This window comes from Streptomyces viridosporus T7A (assembly GCF_008704515.1).
In the GTDB taxonomy this organism is placed as follows: Bacteria; Actinomycetota; Actinomycetes; order Streptomycetales; family Streptomycetaceae; genus Streptomyces; species Streptomyces viridosporus.
The window spans coordinates 2425196-2445028 of record NZ_CP023700.1; the positions used below are offsets into that span (position 1 = coordinate 2425196).

Genomic DNA, 19833 nt, shown 5'->3' on the forward strand with positions numbered 1-19833 from the left:
GTAACCTGATCGGCTGTGACCAGTCGACACAGATCATCCGAGAGCACCGCCCCCGTCCTCGCGGACGCCCCCTCCCCCGCCCCGCGCCGCCGTACGGTCGTCAAGGCGGCCGCCGCCACCGCGGTGCTGGCCGGACCGCTCGCCGCGTCCGTGCCCGCCCAGGCAGTGACGCAGGCCCCCGCCTTCCTGCACGGCGTGGCCTCCGGCGACCCGCTGCCGGACGGCATCCTGCTGTGGACCCGCGTGACACCGACGCCGGAGGCGATACCCGGCTCCGGGCTCGGCCCGGACACCGAGGTGAGCTGGACCGTCGCCCGGGACAGGGCGTTCACCGACGTCGTCGCCCAGGGTTCGACGCTCGCCACCGCCGCCTTCGACCACACCGTCAAGGCGGACATCCGCGGCCTGCGACCGGCCACCGACTACTGGTTCCGCTTCTCCGCCGGTGGCACCGACTCCCCCGTCGCCCGCACTCGCACCGCGCCGGCCGCCGACGCCGCCGTGACCGGGCTGCGCTTCGGCGTGGTCTCCTGCTCCAACTGGGAGGCCGGCCGCTTCTCCGCGTACCGCCACCTCGCGGCCCGCGGCGACCTGGACGCCTGGCTGCACCTGGGCGACTACATCTACGAGTACGGCACCGGCGAGTACGGCACCCGCGGCAGGACGGTGCGCCCGCACGCGCCCGCCCACGAGACCGTCACCCTCGCCGACTACCGCCTGCGGCACGCGACGTACAAGACCGACCCCGACCTGCAGGCCCTGCACCACCGGGCGCCGGTCATCGCGATCTGGGACGACCACGAGATCGCCAACGACACCTGGTCGGGCGGCGCCGAGAACCACACCGAGGGCGCCGAGGGCACCTGGGCCGCGCGCCAGGCCGCCGCCAAGCAGGCCTACTTCGAGTGGATGCCGGTGCGCCCGGCGCTCGCCGGCACCACCTACCGCCGGCTGCGCTTCGGCCGGCTCGCCGACCTCTCCCTGCTGGACCTGCGCTCCTTCCGCTCCCAGCAGGTCTCGCTCGGCAACGGCGAGGTCGACGACCCGGACCGCACGCTCACCGGCCGCGCCCAACTGGACTGGCTGAAGGCGGGACTGACGGCGTCCGACACCACCTGGCGGCTGGTCGGCACCTCGGTGATGATCTCCCCGTTCGCCATCGGCTCCCTGCCGGCGAGCCTGCTGAAGCCGCTCGCCAAACTGCTCGGCCTGCCGCAGGAGGGCCTCGCGCTCAACACCGACCAGTGGGACGGCTACACCGACGACCGCCGCGAACTCCTCGCCCACCTGCGCGCGAACGCCGTCCGCAACACGGTCTTCCTCACCGGCGACATCCACATGGCGTGGGCCAACGACGTGCCGGTCAACGCCGGCACCTACCCGCTGTCGCCCTCGGCCGCCACGGAGTTCGTGGTCACCTCGGTCACCTCCGACAACCTCGACGACATCGTCAAGGTCTCCGAGGGCAGCGTCTCCTCGGTCGCCGCGCCGCTGATCCGGGCCGCCAACCGGCACGTCCACTGGGTGGACACCGACCGCCACGGCTACGGCGTCCTGGACATCACCGCCGAGCGGGCGCAGATGGACTACTACGTGCTGTCCGACCGCACGGATCCGGCCGCCACGTCCACCTGGGCCCGTTCCTACCGCACGCGCAGCGGCACGCAGCGGGTGGAGCGCGCCTACCAGCCGGTCTGACGCCGGGGTCCCTCGGCCGCGCCCGGGCGCGGCCGAGGGACCCGTGCCCGCCGGGAGCGAGGGGCCCGTGCCCGCCGGGGACGAGAGGCCGCGCTCGCCGGGAACGACCGGCGGGCCGGTGGCCGAAAACGTACGGTCGGCCGGGGCCGCGGGAGCCGACCCGGGGTGTTCCGCGGCCGGTTCACCTAGGTTGGGCGCACTGGTCACCGCCCGTCCACAGGAGGCTCAGCCGTGTCGCAGGAGACCACACAGGACCGCACCGGTTCCGGGACACGTGCCCGGATCGATACGACCAAGCCGCACTCGGCCCGCTTCTGGAACTACTTCGTCGGCGGCAAGGACCACTACAAGGTCGACCGGGAGATCGGGGACCAGATCAAGGAGATCTTCCCCGGCCTGGCCGACGTCGCGCTCACCAGCCGGCGGTTCCTGGGACGGGCCGTCCGGTACCTCGCCGGCGAGCAGGGGATACGGCAGTTCCTGGACGTCGGGACCGGGTTGCCGACCGCCGACAACACCCATCAGGTGGCCCAGCGCGTCGCCCCGGACGCGCGGATCGTGTACGTCGACAACGACCCCATAGTCCTCACCCACGCCCACGCCCTGCTCAAGAGCACGCCGGAGGGCAGGACCGCGTATCTGGACGCCGACCTGTACGACCCCGAGGCCGTGCTGCGGGCCGCCGCCGAGACGCTCGACCTCTCCCGGCCGGTCGCCCTGATGATCCTCAACACGCTCGGCCACGTCGCCGACTACGAGGAGGCCCGCGGCCTGGTGCGCCGGCTCATGGCGGGGCTCCCCCCGGGCAGCCACCTGGTGATCAGCGACAGCACGGCCACCAGCGAGGGCATGGTCGCGGCGTCAAAGGCGTACAACTCGAGCGGCGCGGTGCCGTACCACGTGCGCGGCGTCGAGGAGATCGCCGGGTTCTTCGAGGGGCTGGAGCTGGTGGAGCCCGGCGTCGTGCGGGTGCCCGAGTGGCGGCCGGAGGGCGGGGAGCCGGACAAGGACCTCGCGGCCGTGGACGCCTACTGCGGGGTGGGCCGCAAGGCGTAGCCCGGCCGGCGGTTCCCCACCGGCCCCTCCTCCCCGGCTTCCGCCCGGCCGCCCCCGCCGGGATCAGCCCTCCAGCGACTCGAGGAAGCCGAGTGCCACCCGCCAGGTGGCCTCGGCGGCCTCCTCGTCCCAGTCCGGCAGGTCGGGGTCGGTGTAGAGGTGGCCGGCCCCGGCGTACCGGTACACCTCGACGTCGGCTCCCGCCCGGCGCATCTGCAGGTACCAGGCGCTCAGCCAGTCGTCGGTCTCGAACGGGTCGGGCTCGGCGACGTGCAGTTGCACCGGCAGGTCGTCCACCGAGGCGTTCGCCGCGATGTCGGACGTGCCGTGCAGGAGCAGCAGCCCGCGCGCGTGGCCGTCGCCGAGGGCCAGCGTCTGGGCGACGGAGGCGCCGAAGGAGAACCCGGCGTACACCAGCCCCCGTTCCGAGTAGGGCGCGGCGGCCAGCACGGCCCGCCTCAGCAGCTCCTCCTTGCCGGTCTCCTCCCGGTACGCCATGCCCTCCTCGACCGTGGTGAACGTGCGGCCCTCGAAGAGGTCGGGCGTGAACACCTCGTGTCCGGCCGCGCGCAGCCGGTCGGCGGCCCGGTGCACCGCGGGTCCGAGCCCGTAGGTCGAGTGAAAGAGCATGATGTTCATGGGGCCCATGGTGCCAGCCCGGTGTGACCGCGCCGGATCGCGGCAGTACCCACGAGCGCGCGGAAGTCACATGTTCGTGCCCGCCCGGGGCCGGTTAGGTTCGGAGGCATGGATGACGTGCTCCGCCCACTGATCGTGGTCGGCGGCTCGGTCGTGCTCACGCTGCTGCTCGGCTGGGCGACCGACCTGCTGCTGCGCAAGGCCGACGAACGCCACCACGACACGCCGTTGTGGGGGCTGCTCCGCCGCGCCCGCGTCCCGTACCAACTGGTGCTCTGCGCGGCCCTGCTGAGAGGGTCGTACGTCGAGGCCCAGGTGTTCCCGGACCACCGGGTCGGCATCGGCCGGACGCTGTCCCTGGTGCTGATCGGGTCGGCCGCCTGGCTGGTGATCCGGATCGCGGCGGCGATCGTCGAGACCACCTACACGCGGTACGCCAACGCCCGCTACCACCGCGATCCGGCGCGGGTCCGCCGGGTACGCACCCAGGTGACGCTGATCCGGCGGGTGGTGTCGGCGATCGTCACGGTGGTGGCGGCGGCCTCGATGCTGCTGACCTTCCCGGCGATGCGGGCGGCCGGCGCCTCGCTGCTGGCCTCGGCCGGCATCCTCGGCATCGTCGCCGGTGTCGCCGCCCAGTCCACGCTGGGCAACATGTTCGCCGGGCTGCAGATCGCCTTCGGCGACATGGTGCGCATCGGGGACACGGTCGTGGTGAACGGTGAGTGGGGCACGGTCGAGGAGATCACGCTGACCTTCCTGACGGTCCGCACCTGGGACGAGCGCCGGATCACCATGCCGGTGTCGTACTTCACCTCCAAGCCGTTCGAGAACTGGTCGCGCGGCACGCCGCAGATGACCGGTGTCGTCTTCTGGCACCTCGACCACTCGGCCCCGCTGGAGGCGATGCGCGACCGGCTCCGCGACATCCTGCGGGAGTGCCCGGCCTGGGACGGCCGCGCCCACAACCTGGCCGTGACGGACACCACGCCCAGCACCATGGAGGTGCGGGCCCTGGTCACCGCCAAGGACGCGGACGACATATGGACGGTACGGGTCGTGGTCCGCGAGCAGATGATCCGCTGGCTGGCCGAGGAGCACCCGTACGCCCTGCCCCGGGTCACCACGGCGGACGCGATCCTGCCGCCGCACCTCGACGGCCACCGCATTCCCGACGGCATACCGTCGGCCCGCAGGGTGCACACCCACCCCAGGGAGCGCTGAGCGCCCGTCAGTGGCCGCGCTCGGCACCGCCGTTGACCTGGATGATCTGCGAGGTGATGTGCGCGGCGCCCGGGGAGGCGAGCCAGTGCAGGGTCGCGGCGACGTCCCCGGGCGTCCCGGCCCGCTTGTCGGACGTCTCGGCGATCAGCCGGGCCCGCCGCTCCTCGTCGATGCCGTCGCCGAAGAAGGCGGTGTCCTCGATGTAGCCGGGCGCGACCACGTTCACGGTGATGCCGTGCGGGCCCAGTCGCCGGGCGAGGTCGTGGGCGTACGGGTGCAGCCCCGCCTTGGCCGCCGCGTACGCCACCTGCCCGGACCCCCGGTACGCGGCGATGGAGCTGAGGAACAGCACCCGCCCGCCGGGTTCGGCGAGCCGGTCCCTCAGGGCCTCGGTGAGCAGGACGGCGGTCAGCAGATTGAGCCGGAAGTTGACCGTCCAGTGGCGGGCGACGGCGTCGAGCGGATCGTCGCCGCCGACCGGGGGCTCGAGGAGCCCGTTGCCCCCGGCGCTGTGGACGAGGACGTCCACGGCGCCGAACTCCCGTCCCACGAAGCCAGCCACGCCCCGCACGGCCTCCGGGTCGGCCAGATCGGCGGCGTACGTCAGCGCCCCCGGCACCGCGGCCCGCTCCAGCACGTCCCCGCGCCGCCCGAGCAGCAGCACCCGGTCCCCGTCGGCGGCGAAGACACGCGCGGTGGCCAGCCCGATGCCCGTACCGCCCCCACTGATCACAACGTTCCGAGTCATGCCCCGACCCTACGGACAGAAGGCCGCCGACGGCGGCAACTCCACGGCGCTCACCGCAGACTCCGCACGTCCAGGTGCCGCAGCACCCGGTCCACCACCTCCGGATCCGCCCCCGTCTCGCTGCGCGCCGCCAGCACCTCGTGCCGCGCGGCGCTCAGCATCTCCCCCTCGATCCGCCGCACCCGCTTCAACCGCCGTGCCCGCTGCCGGTACGCCTCCCGCCGCTCGTCCTCCGCCATCTCCGGGCTGATCCGCACCCCGATGTCGAACGACCTCCGCAGCATCTGCTCGGACAGCTCCTCCGGCAGGTCCTCGACCTCCTCGATCTCCCGCAGCCGGCGCTTCGCCGCCTTCGCCGCCCGCACCGCCAGCTGCCGCTCGAACTCCTTCTCGCGCCCGATGTCGCCCCGCACCCCCAGCCGGCCCACCAGCCACGGCAGGGTCAGCCCCTGCACCAGCAGTGTCGCCAGCACCACGCCGAACGCGATGAAAACGATCTCGCCCCGGGCGGGGAAGTCGCCCCCGGCGTCGGTCTCCAGCGGGATGGCGAGGGCCAGGGCGACGGAGGCCACCCCGCGCATCCCCGACCACCACATCACCACGGTCTCGCGCCAGCTCACCGGGATCTCCTCGCCGACGTCCCGCGCGGTGTGCAGCCGCTGCGTCAGCCAGGTCGCGGGCAGCAGCCACGCCAGCCGGACGAGGACGACCACGCCCACGACCGCCGCCGCCCAGGTGAGCAGCTCGCCCCAGTGGCCGGCCGCGGTCTCGACCGCGTTGTGCAGTTCGAGACCGACCAGCCCGAACGCGACGCCGGTGACGAGCGTGTCCACGATGTCCCAGAAGGTGTGCCCGGCGAGCCGGGCCGTGACGTCGTCGGCGTCGGTGGCGTACTCCACGAGGAACAGCGCGGTGGTGAGCACCCCGAGCACCCCCGAACCGTGCAGTTCCTCGGCCAGGACGTAGGAGGCGAACGGCACCAGCAGGGTCAGGGCGACCTGCAGGGTCGGGTCGCCGAGCAGGCCCATCAGCTTGTTGGTGCCCCAGCCGAGCGCGAGCCCGACCGCGACCGCCACCACGGCCGACAGCACCAGGTCCAGCCCGGCCCGCCAGGGCGAGAAGGTGCCGCTCACGGCGGCGGCGATCGCCACGTGGTACAGGACGATGGCCGTCACGTCGTTGAACAGCCCCTCGCCCTCCAGGATCGACACCAGCCGGCGCGGCAGCCCCAGCTTCCCGGCGACGGCGGTCGCCGCGACCGGGTCGGGCGGCGCGACCAGGGCACCGAGGGCGACGGCGGCGGCCAGCGGCAGCCCCGGCACGATCGCGTGGGCGACGACGGCCACGCACAGGGTGGTGACGAAGACCAGCGCCACGGCCAGCAGGAGGATCGGTCTGATGTTCGCCGCGAACTGGCGCCAGGACGTCCGGCGCACGGCGGCGTAGAGCAGGGGCGGCAGCAGCAGCGGCAGGATCAGTTCCGGCGGGACGTCGACGTTCGGGACGAACTCCAGCAGCGCCAGGACGATCCCGAGGACCGTCATGAGCACCGGCGCCGGCAGCCCCAGCCGCTCCCCGACGGCAACGCTCACCACCGCCCCGAGCAACAGGACGAACAGCAGGGCCAACTGATCCACGGTCGGTGCTCCTGGGGGGTCGACGATCGGTCGGCGGGCCTCCAGCCTGCCATGCCGCCGCCCCCACCGGGCCGTTGGCGGACCCCGGTTACAGCACGCGCCGCATGGCCCGGTGCGGTATCCCCGCGTCCGGGAACTCGGGCCCGTACGCCTCGTACCCCAATCGTTCGTAGAAACCCAGGGCGTGGGTCTGCGCGTGCAGGTCGACGGCGGTGAGGCCGCGCGCGCGTGCCGCTTCCTCGACGGCCCGCACCAGGGCCGCCCCGACCCCGAGCCCGCGTGCCTCCCGGGTCACCGCGAGCCGCCCGAGGGAGCCGACCTGCGGGTCGCCGCCGTTCTTCGCCGCGGCGGCCTCGCCGTGCAGCAGCCGCCCGGTGCCGAGCGGTACGCCGTCCTCCCGGACCGCCAGCACGTGCACGGCGCCGGCGTCGTACGCGTCGTACTCGATGTCCTCGGGGACGCCCTGCTCGGCGACGAAGACCTCCTTGCGCACCGCGAAGCACGCCTCCCGGTCGGCGGGCTCCACCGCTTCCCCGACCACGTAGGAGGAGCTCATGCGTACGTCTCCTCCCGGACCTGGTCCAGTGCCTTCTGCAGGTCCTCCGGGTAGTCGCTGGAGTACTCCGCCCACCGGCCGTCCCCGGGGTGCTCGAAGCCGAGGCGCACCGCGTGCAGCCACTGGCGGGTGAGGCGGAGCCGCTTGGCGAGCGTGGGGTCGGCGCCGTAGGTCAGGTCGCCGACGCAGGGGTGCCGGTGGGCGGCCATGTGGACGCGGATCTGGTGGGTGCGGCCGGTCTCCAGCTTGACGTCGAGGAGGGAGGCGGCGCGGAAGGCCTCGATGAGGTCGTAGTGCGTGACGGACGGCTTGCCCTCTGCGGTGACCGCCCACTTGTAGTCGTGGTGCGGGTGCCGGCCGATGGGGGCGTCGATGGTGCCGCTGGTGGGGTCGGGGTGGCCCTGGACGAGCGTGTGGTAGCGCTTGTCGACCGTGCGCTCCTTGAACTGGCGCTTCAGCGACGTGTACGCGTACTCGGACTTGGCGACCACCATCAGACCGGAGGTGCCGACGTCGAGGCGGTGCACGATGCCCTGGCGCTCGGCGGCGCCGGAGGTCGAGATGCGGTACCCGGCGGCGGCGAGACCGCCGATCACGGTCGGGCCGGTCCAGCCCGGCGAGGGGTGGGCGGCGACCCCGACCGGCTTGACGATCACGACCACGTCGTCGTCGTCGTGCACGATCTCCATGCCCTCGACCGGCTCGGCGACGACCTGCACCGGCGCGGGTGCCTGCGGCATCTCGACCTCGAGCCAGGCGCCGCCGCTCACCCGCTCCGACTTGCCGACCACCGACCCGTCGACCGTGACCTTCCCCGCGGCGGCGAGTTCGGCCGCCTTGGTGCGGGAGAAGCCGAACATGCGGGAGATGGCGGCGTCGACGCGCTCGCCCTCCAGGCCGTCGGGCACGGGCAGGGTACGGATCTCGGGAATCGTGCTCACCCGTCGAGTATGCCGGACGGGCCCGGCGACCCCGTACGCGCGTTCAGTCCTCAGTCCTTGTGGACGGTCCCGTCGGGGTCGAGACCCCGGAACGACAGCAGCACGATCAGGATGCCGCCGCACACGATGGCCGAGTCGGCCAGGTTGAACACGGCGAAGCCCTTGGGCGCGATGAAGTCGACGACCGCGCCCTCGAAGACGCCCGGGGACCGGAAGATCCGGTCGGTGAGGTTGCCGAGGGCACCGCCGAGCAGCAGGCCGAGCGCGATCGCCCAGGGCAGGCTGTACAGCTTGCGGGCGAGCCGGATGATCACCACGATCACCACGGCCGCGATCACCGTGAAGATCACGGTGAAGGCCTCGCCGAAGCCGAAGGCCGCGCCCGCGTTGCGGATCGCCTCGAACCTCAGCCAGTCCCCGATGATCTCGACGGGCTCGTGGTGCTCCAGTTCGGCGACCACGATCATCTTGCTGATCAGGTCGAGGGCGTAGGCGAGGGCGGCGACGGTGAACAGCACGGCGATGCGCCGCTTGCCGCGGGGCCGCTCGCTCTGCGCCGCCGTCCCCCCGGGGCCGGACGCGGCGACGGGGGCGCCGCCCTCCCGGGCACCGGCCCCGGGGGCACCGCCCGCACGGGCGTCGTCCCCCTCCGTCCCGTCCCGGCCCGTGTCCGGGGTGTCCGGCGTACCGATGATGCGCTCCGCCTCTGCCACGTGAGTCCCTCGACCTAGGTACCTGACTGAGGACGAGGGTACGGCACGCCCCGCACGCCCCTCGTGCCCAGGAGGCATACGGCGGTGCTCAGGGGCGGCGCTCCTGCTTCTGCTTGCACTCGACGCACAGGGTGGCCCGGGGGAAGGCCTGCACACGGGCCTTCCCGATGGGGTTGCCGCAGTTCTCGCACAGGCCGTAGGTGCCGGTGTCCAGGCGCTGCAGGGCCCGCTCGGACTGGGTGAGCATCTCGCGCGCGTTGGCGGCGAGCGCCAGCTCGTGCTCGCGCGTGATGTTCTTGCTGCCGGTGTCGGCGTCGTCGTCGCCCGCGCCGTCGCCGGAATCCCGCATGAGACCGGCCAGCGACCGCTCCGACGAGCTGATCTCGTCGCGCAGCCGCACCACCTCGGCCATCAGCCCGGCCCGCGCCTCCTCGACCTCTTCCGGTGTCCAGGGGTCCTCGCCCGGCCGCACCGCCAGGTCGCCCGGCTCCACCGCGGCGATCCGCGCCTTGGGCACGGCGGTCTTCGCCGCCGTGGCCGCGCCAGGAGTCTTCTTCGCACCCACCGTCGTCGCTCCCGTCTGCGTCGCGGCCTCGGCCGCGCCCGCGTCAGTGGCCGTGCCGCGCCCGGCCATGTCCTGTGTGCCCCCGCTGTTCCTGGTGGTGCCCTTGCTCCTTCCCCCCGCGCCCCCCGCACTCCGGGCGGCCTTCCGGCCGACCCCGCCGCGGGCACCGCCACCGGCACCGCCCGCTCCGGCCCCCCGCGCGGCCGCCTCCCGGGCGCCCTTCTCCCCGGCCGCGGCCCCCTTCACCGCCGCCCCCCGGGCCGGCGCCTTCTTGGCCGGTGCCTCCTTGGCCGCATCCTTCGCCGCCGTCGCCTTCTTCCCCGCCGTCCTCTTCGCCGTCTTCGTCTTCCCCGTCGTCTTCTTCCCCGTCGTCTTCTTCGCCGCCGCCTTACTCGCCCCGGCCTTCTCGACCGGCGCTTCCCCCGCCGGGGCGGCCCCGGCCGCGCTCTTCTCCGCCGCCTTCTCGGCGGGCGCGCCCTCGGACGGCCCCTTCCCGGCCGCCGCCTCCCCGACGACACCCTTCCCGGCCGCGGCCCTCTTCACCGCGGCCTTTTCGGTCGCCGCGGCCTTCCCGGCCGCCGGCTTCCTCGCGGTCCTCTCCCCCGCGGCCTCTCCGGTCGCCGCCGTCCCGGCCCGCGCAGCCCCGGTCCCGGCCGCCCGCGCCCCCTTCGGGTGCTCCGTGCCGCCCGTGCCGCCCGGGTCGGCCGCAGGTCCCCGCGATCGCTTCGCGGGCTCCGCCGCACGGCCCGCCGCACTCCGGGGACCCTTCTTCCCGTCCACGCTCCCGGCCGCACCGCCGGAGGCCTCCGCACGGGGCGCGCCGCCGCCGGCGCGCCCGGACCTGCCGGACGCCGACTGCTGTACGGCGGTCTTCTTCACCACCATGACCGCGGCCCCTTCACATATTGTGATTTTGTGCGCAAATCGTTCTGGGACGATAAATCGACTCGAGTCCCGCGGCAACGGGGCGCACCGCCCGATCTCCTCGCCCCGCGGACGCCGCGCGGCGAACCTGCATGCGTTGTGCCCAGCTCCCCGCCGGGTATGCCGCCGAGGGCGACGTCCCGGGATCCGAACGTACACACCACACCATTCGGGTCATCACCCTCCATGTCAGGTCATATGCAATCCGTACACCGTCCCTCTCTTCCCCTCCCTCCTCACCCCCTCCCCGGCTCCCTCCCCGGCCCGCTCCCGGCCCGCTCCCCGGCCGCGGAGAAACCGGTCGGCCGCCGCTCCCGACGCGCCGTACACTGGGCGGAGCGAAAAGCGGAGATGGGGACGAGTAGCGGCGTACGCAGCCCAGAGCGACCCGGGGACGGTGTGAGCCCGGGGGCGAGCGCGACGTGAAGATCACCCCGGAGCCGCCGGAAGAAAGCCGCCGCCCGACGGCGACGGCGAGTAGAACCGGCATCGCGATCCCAATGAGGGGGCTCACCGGCGCACACGAAGCACCGGGGGGCCAAGGAGGGTGGTACCGCGGGAGCGCGCCGAAGGCGGCGCAGGCATCGACACAGCTCTCGTCCCTCCGGACGGAAGGCAGCAGATCCGCCGGAGGAAGCTCGCTGATGACAACGCCGACGTACCGCCAGGTACCCGCCCAGGTCGACCTGCCCGCCCTCGAGCACGCGGTGCTCGACTTCTGGCGCGAGCAGAAGATCTTCGCCAAGAGCCTGGAGCAGTCCGAGGGCCGACCCGAGTGGGTGTTCTACGAGGGCCCGCCCACCGCCAACGGCATGCCGGGCGCCCACCACATCGAGGCGCGCGTCTTCAAGGACGTCTTCCCCCGCTTCCGCACCATGCGCGGCTACCACGTGGCCCGCAAGGCCGGCTGGGACTGCCACGGCCTCCCGGTGGAGCTGGCCGTGGAGAAGGAGCTCGGCTTCTCCGGCAAGCAGGACATCGAGGCGTACGGCATCGCCGAGTTCAACGCCAGGTGCCGCGAGTCGGTGACCCGCCACACCGACGCCTTCGCCGAGCTGACGACCCGCATGGGCTACTGGGTCGACCTCGACGACGCCTACCGGACCATGGACCCGGAGTACGTCGACTCCGTCTGGTGGTCGCTGAAGGAGATCTTCAACAAGGGGCTGCTGGTCCAGGACCACCGCGTCGCCCCCTGGTGCCCGCGCTGCGGCACCGGCCTGTCCGACCACGAGCTGGCGCAGGGCTACGAGACGGTCGTCGACCCCTCCGTCTACGTCCGCTTCCCACTCACCTCCGGCCCGCTGGCCGGCGAGGCCGCGCTCCTGGTGTGGACGACCACCCCGTGGACCCTGGTCTCCAACACGGCGGTCGCCGCGCACCCCGAGGTCACCTACGTCGTCGCGACGAACGGTGAGGAGAAGCTGGTCGTCGCCGAGCCGCTGGTCGCCAAGGCCCTCGGCGAGGGCTGGGAGACCACCGGCCGGACCTTCACCGGCGCCGAGATGGAGCGCTGGACGTACCGGCGCCCCTTCGAGCTCGTCGAGTTCCCGAGCGTCGGCGAGGGAACCGGTGAGCACAGCCCGGCCGGGGCCCACTACGTGGTGAACGCCGAGTACGTCACCACCGAGGACGGCACCGGCCTGGTCCACCAGTCCCCCGCCTTCGGCGAGGACGACCTCAAGGTCTGCCGCTCCTACGGCCTGCCCGTCGTCAACCCGGTCCGCCCCGACGGCACCTTCGCCGAGGACGTCCCCCTGGTCGGCGGCGTCTTCTTCAAGAAGGCCGACGAGAAGCTGACCGCCGACCTCGACGAGCGCGGCCTGCTCTTCCGGCACACCCCGTACGAGCACAGCTACCCGCACTGCTGGCGCTGCCACACCGCGCTGCTCTACTACGCGCAGCCGTCCTGGTACATCCGCACCACGGCCGTCAAGGACCGCCTGCTGGCGGAGAACGAGAACACCAACTGGTTCCCGGACACGGTCAAGCACGGCCGGTACGGCGACTGGCTGAACAACAACATCGACTGGGCCCTGTCCCGCAACCGCTACTGGGGCACCCCGCTGCCGATCTGGCGCTGCGCGGACGACCACCTCACGGTCGTCGGATCCCGCGCGGAGCTGTCCGAGCTGACCGGCACCGACCAGTCGGGGCTCGACCCGCACCGCCCGTACATCGACGAGGTCACCTTCGCCTGCCCGCAGGACGGCTGCGGGCAGGAGGCCACGCGCGTGCCGGAGGTCATCGACGCCTGGTACGACTCGGGTTCGATGCCGTTCGCGCAGTGGGGCTACCCGTACAAGAACAAGGAGCTGTTCGAGGCCCGCTACCCGGCGCAGTTCATCTGCGAGGCCATCGACCAGACCCGCGGCTGGTTCTACACGCTGATGGCGATCGGCACGCTCGTCTTCGACAAGTCGTCCTACGAGAACGTCGTGTGCCTGGGCCACATCCTCGCCGAGGACGGCCGCAAGATGTCCAAGCACCTGGGCAACATCCTGCAGCCGATCCCGCTCATGGACCAGCACGGCGCGGACGCGGTCCGCTGGTTCATGGCGGCCGGCGGCTCCCCCTGGGCGGCCCGCCGGGTGGGCCACGGCACCATCCAGGAGGTCGTCCGCAAGACGCTGCTGACGTACTGGAACACGGTCGCCTTCCAGGCCCTGTACGCCCGTACGTCGAACTGGGCGCCGAGCGGGGCCGACCCGGCCCCGGCCGACCGCCCGCTGCTGGACCGCTGGCTGCTGTCCGAACTGCACGCGCTCACCGACCAGGTGACCCGGGCACTGGACGGCTACGACACCCAGCGCGCCGGCAAGCTGCTGTCCGCGTTCGTCGACGACCTCTCCAACTGGTACGTCCGCCGCTCCCGGCGCCGCTTCTGGCAGGGCGACAAGGCGGCGCTGCGCACCCTGCACGAGGTCGTGGAGACGGTCACCAAGCTGATGGCCCCGCTCACCCCGTTCATCACCGAGCGGGTCTGGCAGGACCTGGTCGTCCCGGTCACCCCGGGCGCGCCGGAGTCGGTGCACCTGTCCTCCTGGCCGCAGGCGGACCCGAGCGCGATCGACCCGGAGCTGTCGAAGCAGATGGTGCTGGTGCGCCGGCTGGTGGAGCTGGGCCGGGCCACGCGCGCGGAGTCGGGCGTGAAGACCCGCCAGCCGCTGAAGCGGGCGCTGATCGCGGCCGGCGGCTTCGACACCCTCGACCCGGAGCTGCACGCCCAGATCACCGAGGAGCTGAACGTCGAGTCGCTGGCGTCGCTGTCCGAGGTCGGCGGCTCGCTGGTGGACACCACGGCGAAGGCCAACTTCCGCGCGCTGGGCAAGCGGTTCGGCAAGCGCGTCCAGGACGTGGCCCGGGCGATCGCGGACACGGACGCCGCGGCCCTGTCCCTGGCCCTGCGCGAGGGCACCGCCTCGGTCGAGGTGGACGGTGAGACGATCACCCTCGCCCCGGACGAGGTGATCATCACGGAGACCCCGCGCGAGGGCTGGTCGGTGGCCTCCGACGCCGGTGCCACGGTCGCCCTCGACCTGGAGATCACGGAGGAGCTGCGCCGCGCGGGCCTGGCCCGGGACGCGATCCGGCTGATCCAGGAGGCCCGCAAGAACAGCGGCCTCGACGTGGCCGACCGGATCGCCCTGCGCTGGACGGCCGCGGACCCCGCGACCGTCGCGGCCCTGACCGACCACTCCGCCCTGATCGCCGACGAGGTCCTCGCCACGGACTTCGCCCGGGGCGAGGCGGACGACACCTACGGGGACGCGTTCACGGACGAGGGCCTGTCCCTGACGTTCCGCCTGCGCAAGGCGTGACGCGCGGCGATCCTGCACCCGGGGCCCGGGCCCGTCGAGGAGAACCTCGGCGGGCCCGGGCCCCCGGCGTTGCGTCCCGCGGACGGACGCCCCGGCTCGAACACCCGGCGTCCGCGCCCCGGACGCGCGGAGCACGAGGGCGGGGCCCCGGGTTGGTGAACCCGGGGCCCCGCCCTGAACGCTGCCGACCGCTACGCCGTACTCATGGCCACAGGGCCGTCAGTTGTCGTCCTCGTCGATGAGGAACCCGCGCATCGGCGAGGGGGCCTGCCCCATCGGCGACGGCCCCTGCGGACGCACCGGCGCCATGGGCTGGGTCATCGCCGGCTGCATCTGCTGCTGACCGCCGTAGGACGGGCCGGACTGACCGCCGGGGCCGCCCATCGCCTGGTTGCCGCCGTAGGACGGCGCACCGGCACCGGCCGGAGCCATGGAGGGCGCCGGGGACGGCGGGAGCGACGGCGCGGTGCTCGCGGGCTGGCGCGGCGGGGCGAGCGAGTCGTCCGCCTGGGTCTCCAGCTGGCGCAGCTGCGACTCCAGGTAGGACTTCAGCCGCGTGCGGTACTCGCGCTCGAAGCCGCGCAGGTCCTCGACCTTGCGCTCCAGCGTGGCGCGGGCGGACTCCAGGGAGCCCATCGCGACGCGGTGCTTCTCCTGCGCGTCCCGCTCCAGGGCGTCGGCCTTGGCACGGGCGTCCCGCTCGAGACCCTCGGCACGCGAACGCGCCTCGCCGACGATCTTGTTGGCCTCGGAACGGGCCTCGGCGATCGCCTGGTCGGCGGTCTGCTGGGCCAGCGACAGCACGCGGGCGGCGCTGTCGCCGCCGGGGCCGCCCTGACCGGGAAGACCGGGGCCGCCCATGGGGCCGCCCATCGGGCCACCGGGGCCCATCTGCCCCTGCATCGGGCCACCCTGGCCCATCGGCCCGGGACCCTGACCCATCGGGCCGGGACCCTGCGGGCCGCCCTGACCGCCGGGGCCGGCGGGCAGCTGAGGAGCACCGCTCGGCAGCTGGGGCGGACCACCCATGGGGCCACCCATCTGCTGCTGCGGCGGGCCCGATATCCCGGCGGGCACGGGAGCGCCGGGACCTCGCATGCCCTGCTGCGGCATCCCCTGCTGGGGCATGCCCTGCTGGGGCATGCCCTGCTGGGGCATGCCCTGCTGCGGCATCCCCTGCGGCGGTCCCTGCTGGTCCTGCTCCGGGGGCTTGCGCATGTTCTGCTGGTTCTGGGCAGCGGCGCGCGTGGCAGCGGCCAGCTTGGCGCGCAGGTCCTCGTTCTCGCGCAGCAGGCGCGTCAGTTCGGCTTCGACCTCGTCGAGGAAGGCATCGACCTCGTCCTCGTCATAGCCTTCTCGGAGGCGGACGGTCGTGAACTGCTTGTTCCGCACGTCCTCGGGGGTCAACGGCATCTCTTCACCTCAACGTAGTCATCGGCAGTCGGCAGGCCCATGTCGTCCACAGTCACCTCAGTGCATTGCCCACGAGGGAGATCAGAATGTAGACGATGATCATCAGCACGAAGAAGGACAGGTCGAGCGCCACGCCCCCGAGACGCAGCGGCGGGATGAACCGCCGCAGAAGCTTCAGCGGTGGATCGGTGACAGTGTAGGTGGCCTCCAGGACGACCACCATCGCCTTGCCGGGTTGCCATGAGCGGGCGAACTGGAAGACGTAGTCCATGACCAGCCGGAAAATGAGCACGATGAGGAACACCATCAGCGCGATGTAGATCACCTGCGCGAACACGCTCATGGCTTGCTCTTCCCTCTCCCCTGTACCTGCTCGATCGGTCCTGCGTCTCAGCTCTGGTTGAAGAACCCGCCCTCTGCGATGCGGGCCTTGTCCTCCGCCGTGACATCGACGTTAGCAGGAGACAGCAGGAACACCTTCTGCGTCACCCGCTCGATACTGCCGTGGAGACCGAACACCAGACCGGCCGCGAAGTCGACAAGTCGCTTCGCGTCCGTGTCGTCCATCTCGGTCAGATTCATGATCACCGGAGTGCCCTCACGGAAGTGTTCCCCGATGGTACGGGCCTCGTTGTAGGTCCGGGGATGGAGCGTGGTGATCCGGTAAGGCTCTCGTTCCGACACGACCTTGGGCATGATCACCGGTGCGTTCTTCTCCAGGCTTGCGCGTTCTTGTGTGATGGACGCCACGGGGGCGATGCGTGCCGGACGTGGCGATTCCGCGGGAAGCGAAGCGGAGCGGGCAACCGGCTCGCGAGGCGCGGGCGGTTGCACGACTCGCACCTCTTCTTCCCTTTGTGACTGATGTGAACCATGCGACTGATGCGAAATTTCGTGCCGCCTGTGGTCACGTTCGGGCTCCGGGTCGAGTTCGGGTTCAAAGTCGTCGTCTGGGTCGAATCCGCGGCCGTCGTACCCATCGTCCTCCACGAGGCCGAGGTAGACCGCCATTTTGCGCATCGCGCCGGCCATGCTCCGAGTCCTCCGCTCTGTGGTGGATCCGCTGACGACCGCCAAGTGCCCGCGATCCACAAGGTCCTTATGTCCGCTATTGGCGGCAATGACCATATTTTCTACTGTGGTCCGACTTCTTGGCGACGTTACCCGAGCCTGGGGCGGACTCCGAGTACCGCACTGCCGACGCGCACATGTGTCGCTCCGGCGGCAACGGCCTGTTCGAGGTCCGTACTCATTCCTGCCGAGACCATGTTCGCAGTCGGATGGGCCTTGCGCAGGGCGGTCGACAGATCCACCAACCGCTCGAACGCCGCCTGTTGACGCCCGGCGTACTCCCCGGTGAGCGGGGCGACCGTCATCAGCCCGTCCAGCCGCAGCCCCTCGGCCCCGGCGACGAGCGCGGCCAACTCCGCGACCCCGCCGGGCGCGACGCCCCCGCGCTCCCCCCGGCCGCCTTCACCCGCGTCGAGCGCGACCTGGACGAGGCAGCCCACTTCGCGCCCGCTCCGCACGGCCTCCCTGGAGAGGGCCGTCACCAGCCGGGCGCGGTCGACGGAGTGCACGACACCCGCGTAACCGACCACGGAGCGCACCTTGTTGGTCTGCAGCTGACCGACGAAGTGCCAGGTGAGCGGCAGGTCCGCACACTGGGCCGCCTTCGGCGCGGCGTCCTGGTCGCGGTTCTCGGCGACATGGCGCACACCGAGTTCCGACAGGAGCCGCACGTCGCTCGCCGGGAAGGTCTTGGTGACCACGATGAGGGTGACCTCGTCGCGCGCACGTCCGGCCGCGGCGCACGCGGCGGCGATCCGCTCCTCCACTCTCGCCAGGTTCGCGGCGATCTCGCTCTTACGATCCGTCATGTTCCATCAGTCCAGCCACACATAGCCCGCGAGCCGCCCGGTGGTGCGGTCGCGTCGGTACGAGAAGTGATCCCCCGACTCCAGCGTGCACACCGGCGACTGCGCCCGGTCGCGCACCCCGAGTCGCTGGAGCTGCGCGTGCACGCCCGCGCCCACGTCGACCGCCGGGGTGCCCCAGCTCGTCACGGCGTGCGCCGCCGGCTCGACGGCGGCCACCTCGGCGCGCATCGCCTCCGGCACCTCGTAGCACCGGCCGCAGACGGCCGGCCCGGTGCGGGCGACGATCCGCGAGGGCTCGGCGCCGAGTTCGGCCATGGCCCGCACGGCGGCGGGGACCACCCCGGCGACCAGTCCGGGCCGTCCCGCGTGGGCCGCGGCGGCGACCCCGGCGACGGGGTCGGCCAGCAGCACCGGCACGCAGTCGGCGGTGAGCACGGCGAGGGCGAGACCCCGCCGCGCGGTGACGATCGCGTCGACCTCGGGGACGGGGCTCTCGCCCCAGGGCTCGTCGACCACGGCCGTAGCGGCCCCGTGCACCTGGTTCATCCAGACCACCCGGGCCGGATCGACGCCGAGGGACTCGGCGGCCAGTTCGCGGTTGGTGCGCACGGCGCCGGGGTCGTCGCCGACCGCTCCGCCGAGGTTGAGCTCCGCATACGGAGCGGCGCTCACCCCGCCCCACCGGTCGGTGAAGGCGAAGTGCGCGCCGCTCACGCTCTCGCGCCGGGCTGCTATCACTTCAGGAAGTCCGGCACGTCCAGCTCCTCGGCCGCGCTGTCGTAGGTCCGCGTCGGCGGGACCGGCGGCTGGACGACCGGGATGTCGTGCACCGGCTCCGGCTTCATCGGCTCCGGGTCCTCCTTGGGCGTGACGCTGCCGAGCGAGCCGAAGGAGGGGCGGCTCTCCGGCTGCCGTGCCGGGGCCTGCTCCTCGCGCTTGGCCGAGGACGAGCCGAGGACGTTCTCCCGCTTGGCCGGCGGCTGGCCGCCGTCGAAGCCGGCCGCGATCACGGTGACCCGGACCTCGTCGCCGAGAGCGTCGTCGATCACCGCGCCGAAGATGATGTTGGCCTCGGGGTGGGCGGCCTCGCTCACCAGCTGGGCGGCCTCGTTGATCTCGAACAGACCGAGGTCGCTGCCGCCGGAGATGGAGAGCAGCACACCGCGGGCGCCGTCGATGGAGGCTTCCAGCAGCGGGGAGGAGATGGCCATCTCGGCCGCGGCCACCGCGCGGTCGTCGCCGCGGGCCGAGCCGATGCCCATGAGGGCCGAGCCGGCCTCCGACATGACCGACTTCACGTCGGCGAAGTCGAGGTTGATCAGGCCGGGCGTGGTGATGAGGTCGGTGATGCCCTGGACGCCGGAGAGCAGCACCTGGTCCGCCGACTTGAAGGCGTCGAGGACCGAGACCTGGCGGTCCGAGATGGACAGCAGCCGGTCGTTCGGGATGACGATGAGGGTGTCGACCTCTTCGCGCAGCTCCGCGATGCCGTCCTCGGCCTGGTTCGCGCGGCGCCGCCCCTCGAAGGTGAACGGGCGGGTGACCACACCGATGGTGAGAGCACCGAGCGAGCGGGCGATGTTGGCCACGACGGGTGCGCCGCCGGTGCCGGTGCCGCCGCCTTCACCGGCCGTCACGAAGACCATGTCGGCCCCCTTGAGGACCTCCTCGATCTCCTCGCGGTGGTCCTCGGCGGCCTTGCGGCCGACGGCCGGGTTGGCCCCGGCGCCGAGTCCGCGGGTGAGTTCACGGCCGACGTCGAGCTTGACGTCGGCGTCGCTCATCAACAGGGCTTGCGCGTCGGTGTTGATGGCGATGAACTCGACGCCCTTGAGACCGACCTCGATCATCCGGTTGATGGCATTGACACCACCGCCGCCGACACCGATGACTTTGATGACTGCGAGGTAGTTCTGCGGTGCTGCCACGTCGAAGGCCTCTCGCCTCGAGTTACGTGTCGCCGTTCCGCGGGTGCGCCGCGAACCGACGACTGATGCCGAATGGGACGGTTCGTAGCG

The 19833-nt window shown here is 72.4% G+C and carries 17 protein-coding genes; 4 read left to right on the plus strand and 13 right to left on the minus strand.

What is annotated here, in order from left to right; translation table 11 throughout:
* Positions 1 to 15 precede the first annotated feature (15 nt).
* Positions 16 to 1698 carry an alkaline phosphatase D family protein gene (locus CP969_RS11400; RefSeq protein WP_016826693.1) on the plus strand — a complete coding sequence of 561 codons (1683 nt, stop codon included), beginning with the start codon at positions 16 to 18 and terminating at the stop codon, positions 1696 to 1698.
* 231 nt (positions 1699 to 1929) lie between these two features.
* The gene (locus tag CP969_RS11405) at positions 1930 to 2754 is read left to right on the plus strand and encodes an SAM-dependent methyltransferase (protein ID WP_004989273.1); all 825 of its coding nucleotides are present in this window, start codon (positions 1930 to 1932) and stop codon (positions 2752 to 2754) included.
* Positions 2755 to 2817: 63 nt separating this feature from the next.
* Here CP969_RS11405 and CP969_RS11410 read toward each other — a convergent pair whose 3' ends face one another.
* Positions 2818 to 3393, minus strand: a complete 576-nt coding sequence (locus tag CP969_RS11410; protein ID WP_004989272.1) for a dienelactone hydrolase family protein — start codon at positions 3391 to 3393, stop codon at positions 2818 to 2820.
* 108 nt (positions 3394 to 3501) lie between these two features.
* On the opposite strand from CP969_RS11410, the gene CP969_RS11415 reads away from it, so the two are divergent.
* Positions 3502 to 4617, plus strand: coding sequence for a mechanosensitive ion channel family protein (locus tag CP969_RS11415; RefSeq protein WP_004989271.1), 1116 nt, complete (start codon positions 3502 to 3504; stop codon positions 4615 to 4617).
* Between the two features lie 7 nt (positions 4618 to 4624).
* Here the strand turns inward: CP969_RS11415 and CP969_RS11420 are convergent, their stop codons facing one another.
* The 6 genes from CP969_RS11420 to CP969_RS11445 form a co-directional block, all read right to left on the minus strand.
* Positions 4625 to 5365 carry an SDR family NAD(P)-dependent oxidoreductase gene (locus tag CP969_RS11420; RefSeq protein ID WP_004989269.1) on the minus strand — a complete coding sequence of 247 codons (741 nt, stop codon included), beginning with the start codon at positions 5363 to 5365 and terminating at the stop codon, positions 4625 to 4627.
* Between the two features lie 50 nt (positions 5366 to 5415).
* On the minus strand, positions 5416 to 7002 hold the full coding sequence (locus tag CP969_RS11425) for a Na+/H+ antiporter (protein ID WP_004989266.1): 1587 nt from the start codon (positions 7000 to 7002) through the stop codon (positions 5416 to 5418).
* Positions 7003 to 7090: 88 nt separating this feature from the next.
* Positions 7091 to 7558 carry a GNAT family N-acetyltransferase gene (locus CP969_RS11430; RefSeq protein ID WP_016826689.1) on the minus strand — a complete coding sequence of 156 codons (468 nt, stop codon included), beginning with the start codon at positions 7556 to 7558 and terminating at the stop codon, positions 7091 to 7093.
* Entirely contained in the window at positions 7555 to 8499 is a 945-nt protein-coding gene (locus tag CP969_RS11435; RefSeq protein WP_004989261.1) for an RluA family pseudouridine synthase, read from the minus strand. Before CP969_RS11435 ends, CP969_RS11430 begins: the two co-directional genes overlap by 4 nt.
* A gap of 50 nt (positions 8500 to 8549) precedes the next feature.
* On the minus strand, positions 8550 to 9212 hold the full coding sequence (gene lspA, locus CP969_RS11440) for a signal peptidase II (RefSeq protein WP_016826688.1): 663 nt from the start codon (positions 9210 to 9212) through the stop codon (positions 8550 to 8552).
* A gap of 88 nt (positions 9213 to 9300) precedes the next feature.
* Complete coding sequence (locus tag CP969_RS11445) at positions 9301 to 10320, minus strand: TraR/DksA family transcriptional regulator (protein ID WP_317984030.1); 1020 nt, start codon at positions 10318 to 10320, stop codon at positions 9301 to 9303.
* A gap of 1025 nt (positions 10321 to 11345) precedes the next feature.
* Between CP969_RS11445 and ileS the strand changes: the two genes are divergently transcribed.
* Positions 11346 to 14522 (plus strand): isoleucine--tRNA ligase, encoded by a 3177-nt coding sequence (gene ileS, locus CP969_RS11455; RefSeq protein ID WP_016826686.1) that lies wholly within the window; start codon positions 11346 to 11348, stop codon positions 14520 to 14522.
* A gap of 219 nt (positions 14523 to 14741) precedes the next feature.
* On the opposite strand, the gene CP969_RS11460 is transcribed toward ileS, so the two are convergent.
* The 6 genes from CP969_RS11460 to ftsZ form a co-directional block, all read right to left on the minus strand.
* The gene (locus CP969_RS11460; protein WP_016826685.1) at positions 14742 to 15935 is read right to left on the minus strand and encodes a DivIVA domain-containing protein; all 1194 of its coding nucleotides are present in this window, start codon (positions 15933 to 15935) and stop codon (positions 14742 to 14744) included.
* Positions 15936 to 15987: 52 nt separating this feature from the next.
* A complete protein-coding gene (locus CP969_RS11465; RefSeq protein ID WP_004989250.1) occupies positions 15988 to 16278 on the minus strand; it encodes a YggT family protein in 291 nt (96 codons plus the stop codon).
* Positions 16279 to 16325: 47 nt separating this feature from the next.
* On the minus strand, positions 16326 to 16967 hold the full coding sequence (locus tag CP969_RS11470) for a cell division protein SepF (protein WP_004989244.1): 642 nt from the start codon (positions 16965 to 16967) through the stop codon (positions 16326 to 16328).
* 128 nt (positions 16968 to 17095) lie between these two features.
* Positions 17096 to 17815: a YggS family pyridoxal phosphate-dependent enzyme gene (locus CP969_RS11475; RefSeq protein WP_004989242.1), complete on the minus strand. Its 720-nt coding sequence runs from the start codon at positions 17813 to 17815 to the stop codon at positions 17096 to 17098.
* A 6-nt stretch (positions 17816 to 17821) separates the two neighbouring features.
* Positions 17822 to 18529: a peptidoglycan editing factor PgeF gene (gene pgeF, locus CP969_RS11480; RefSeq protein WP_016826683.1), complete on the minus strand. Its 708-nt coding sequence runs from the start codon at positions 18527 to 18529 to the stop codon at positions 17822 to 17824.
* A gap of 20 nt (positions 18530 to 18549) precedes the next feature.
* Positions 18550 to 19743, minus strand: a complete 1194-nt coding sequence (gene ftsZ, locus CP969_RS11485; RefSeq protein WP_004989237.1) for a cell division protein FtsZ — start codon at positions 19741 to 19743, stop codon at positions 18550 to 18552.
* Between the last annotated feature and the right edge of the window lie 90 nt (positions 19744 to 19833).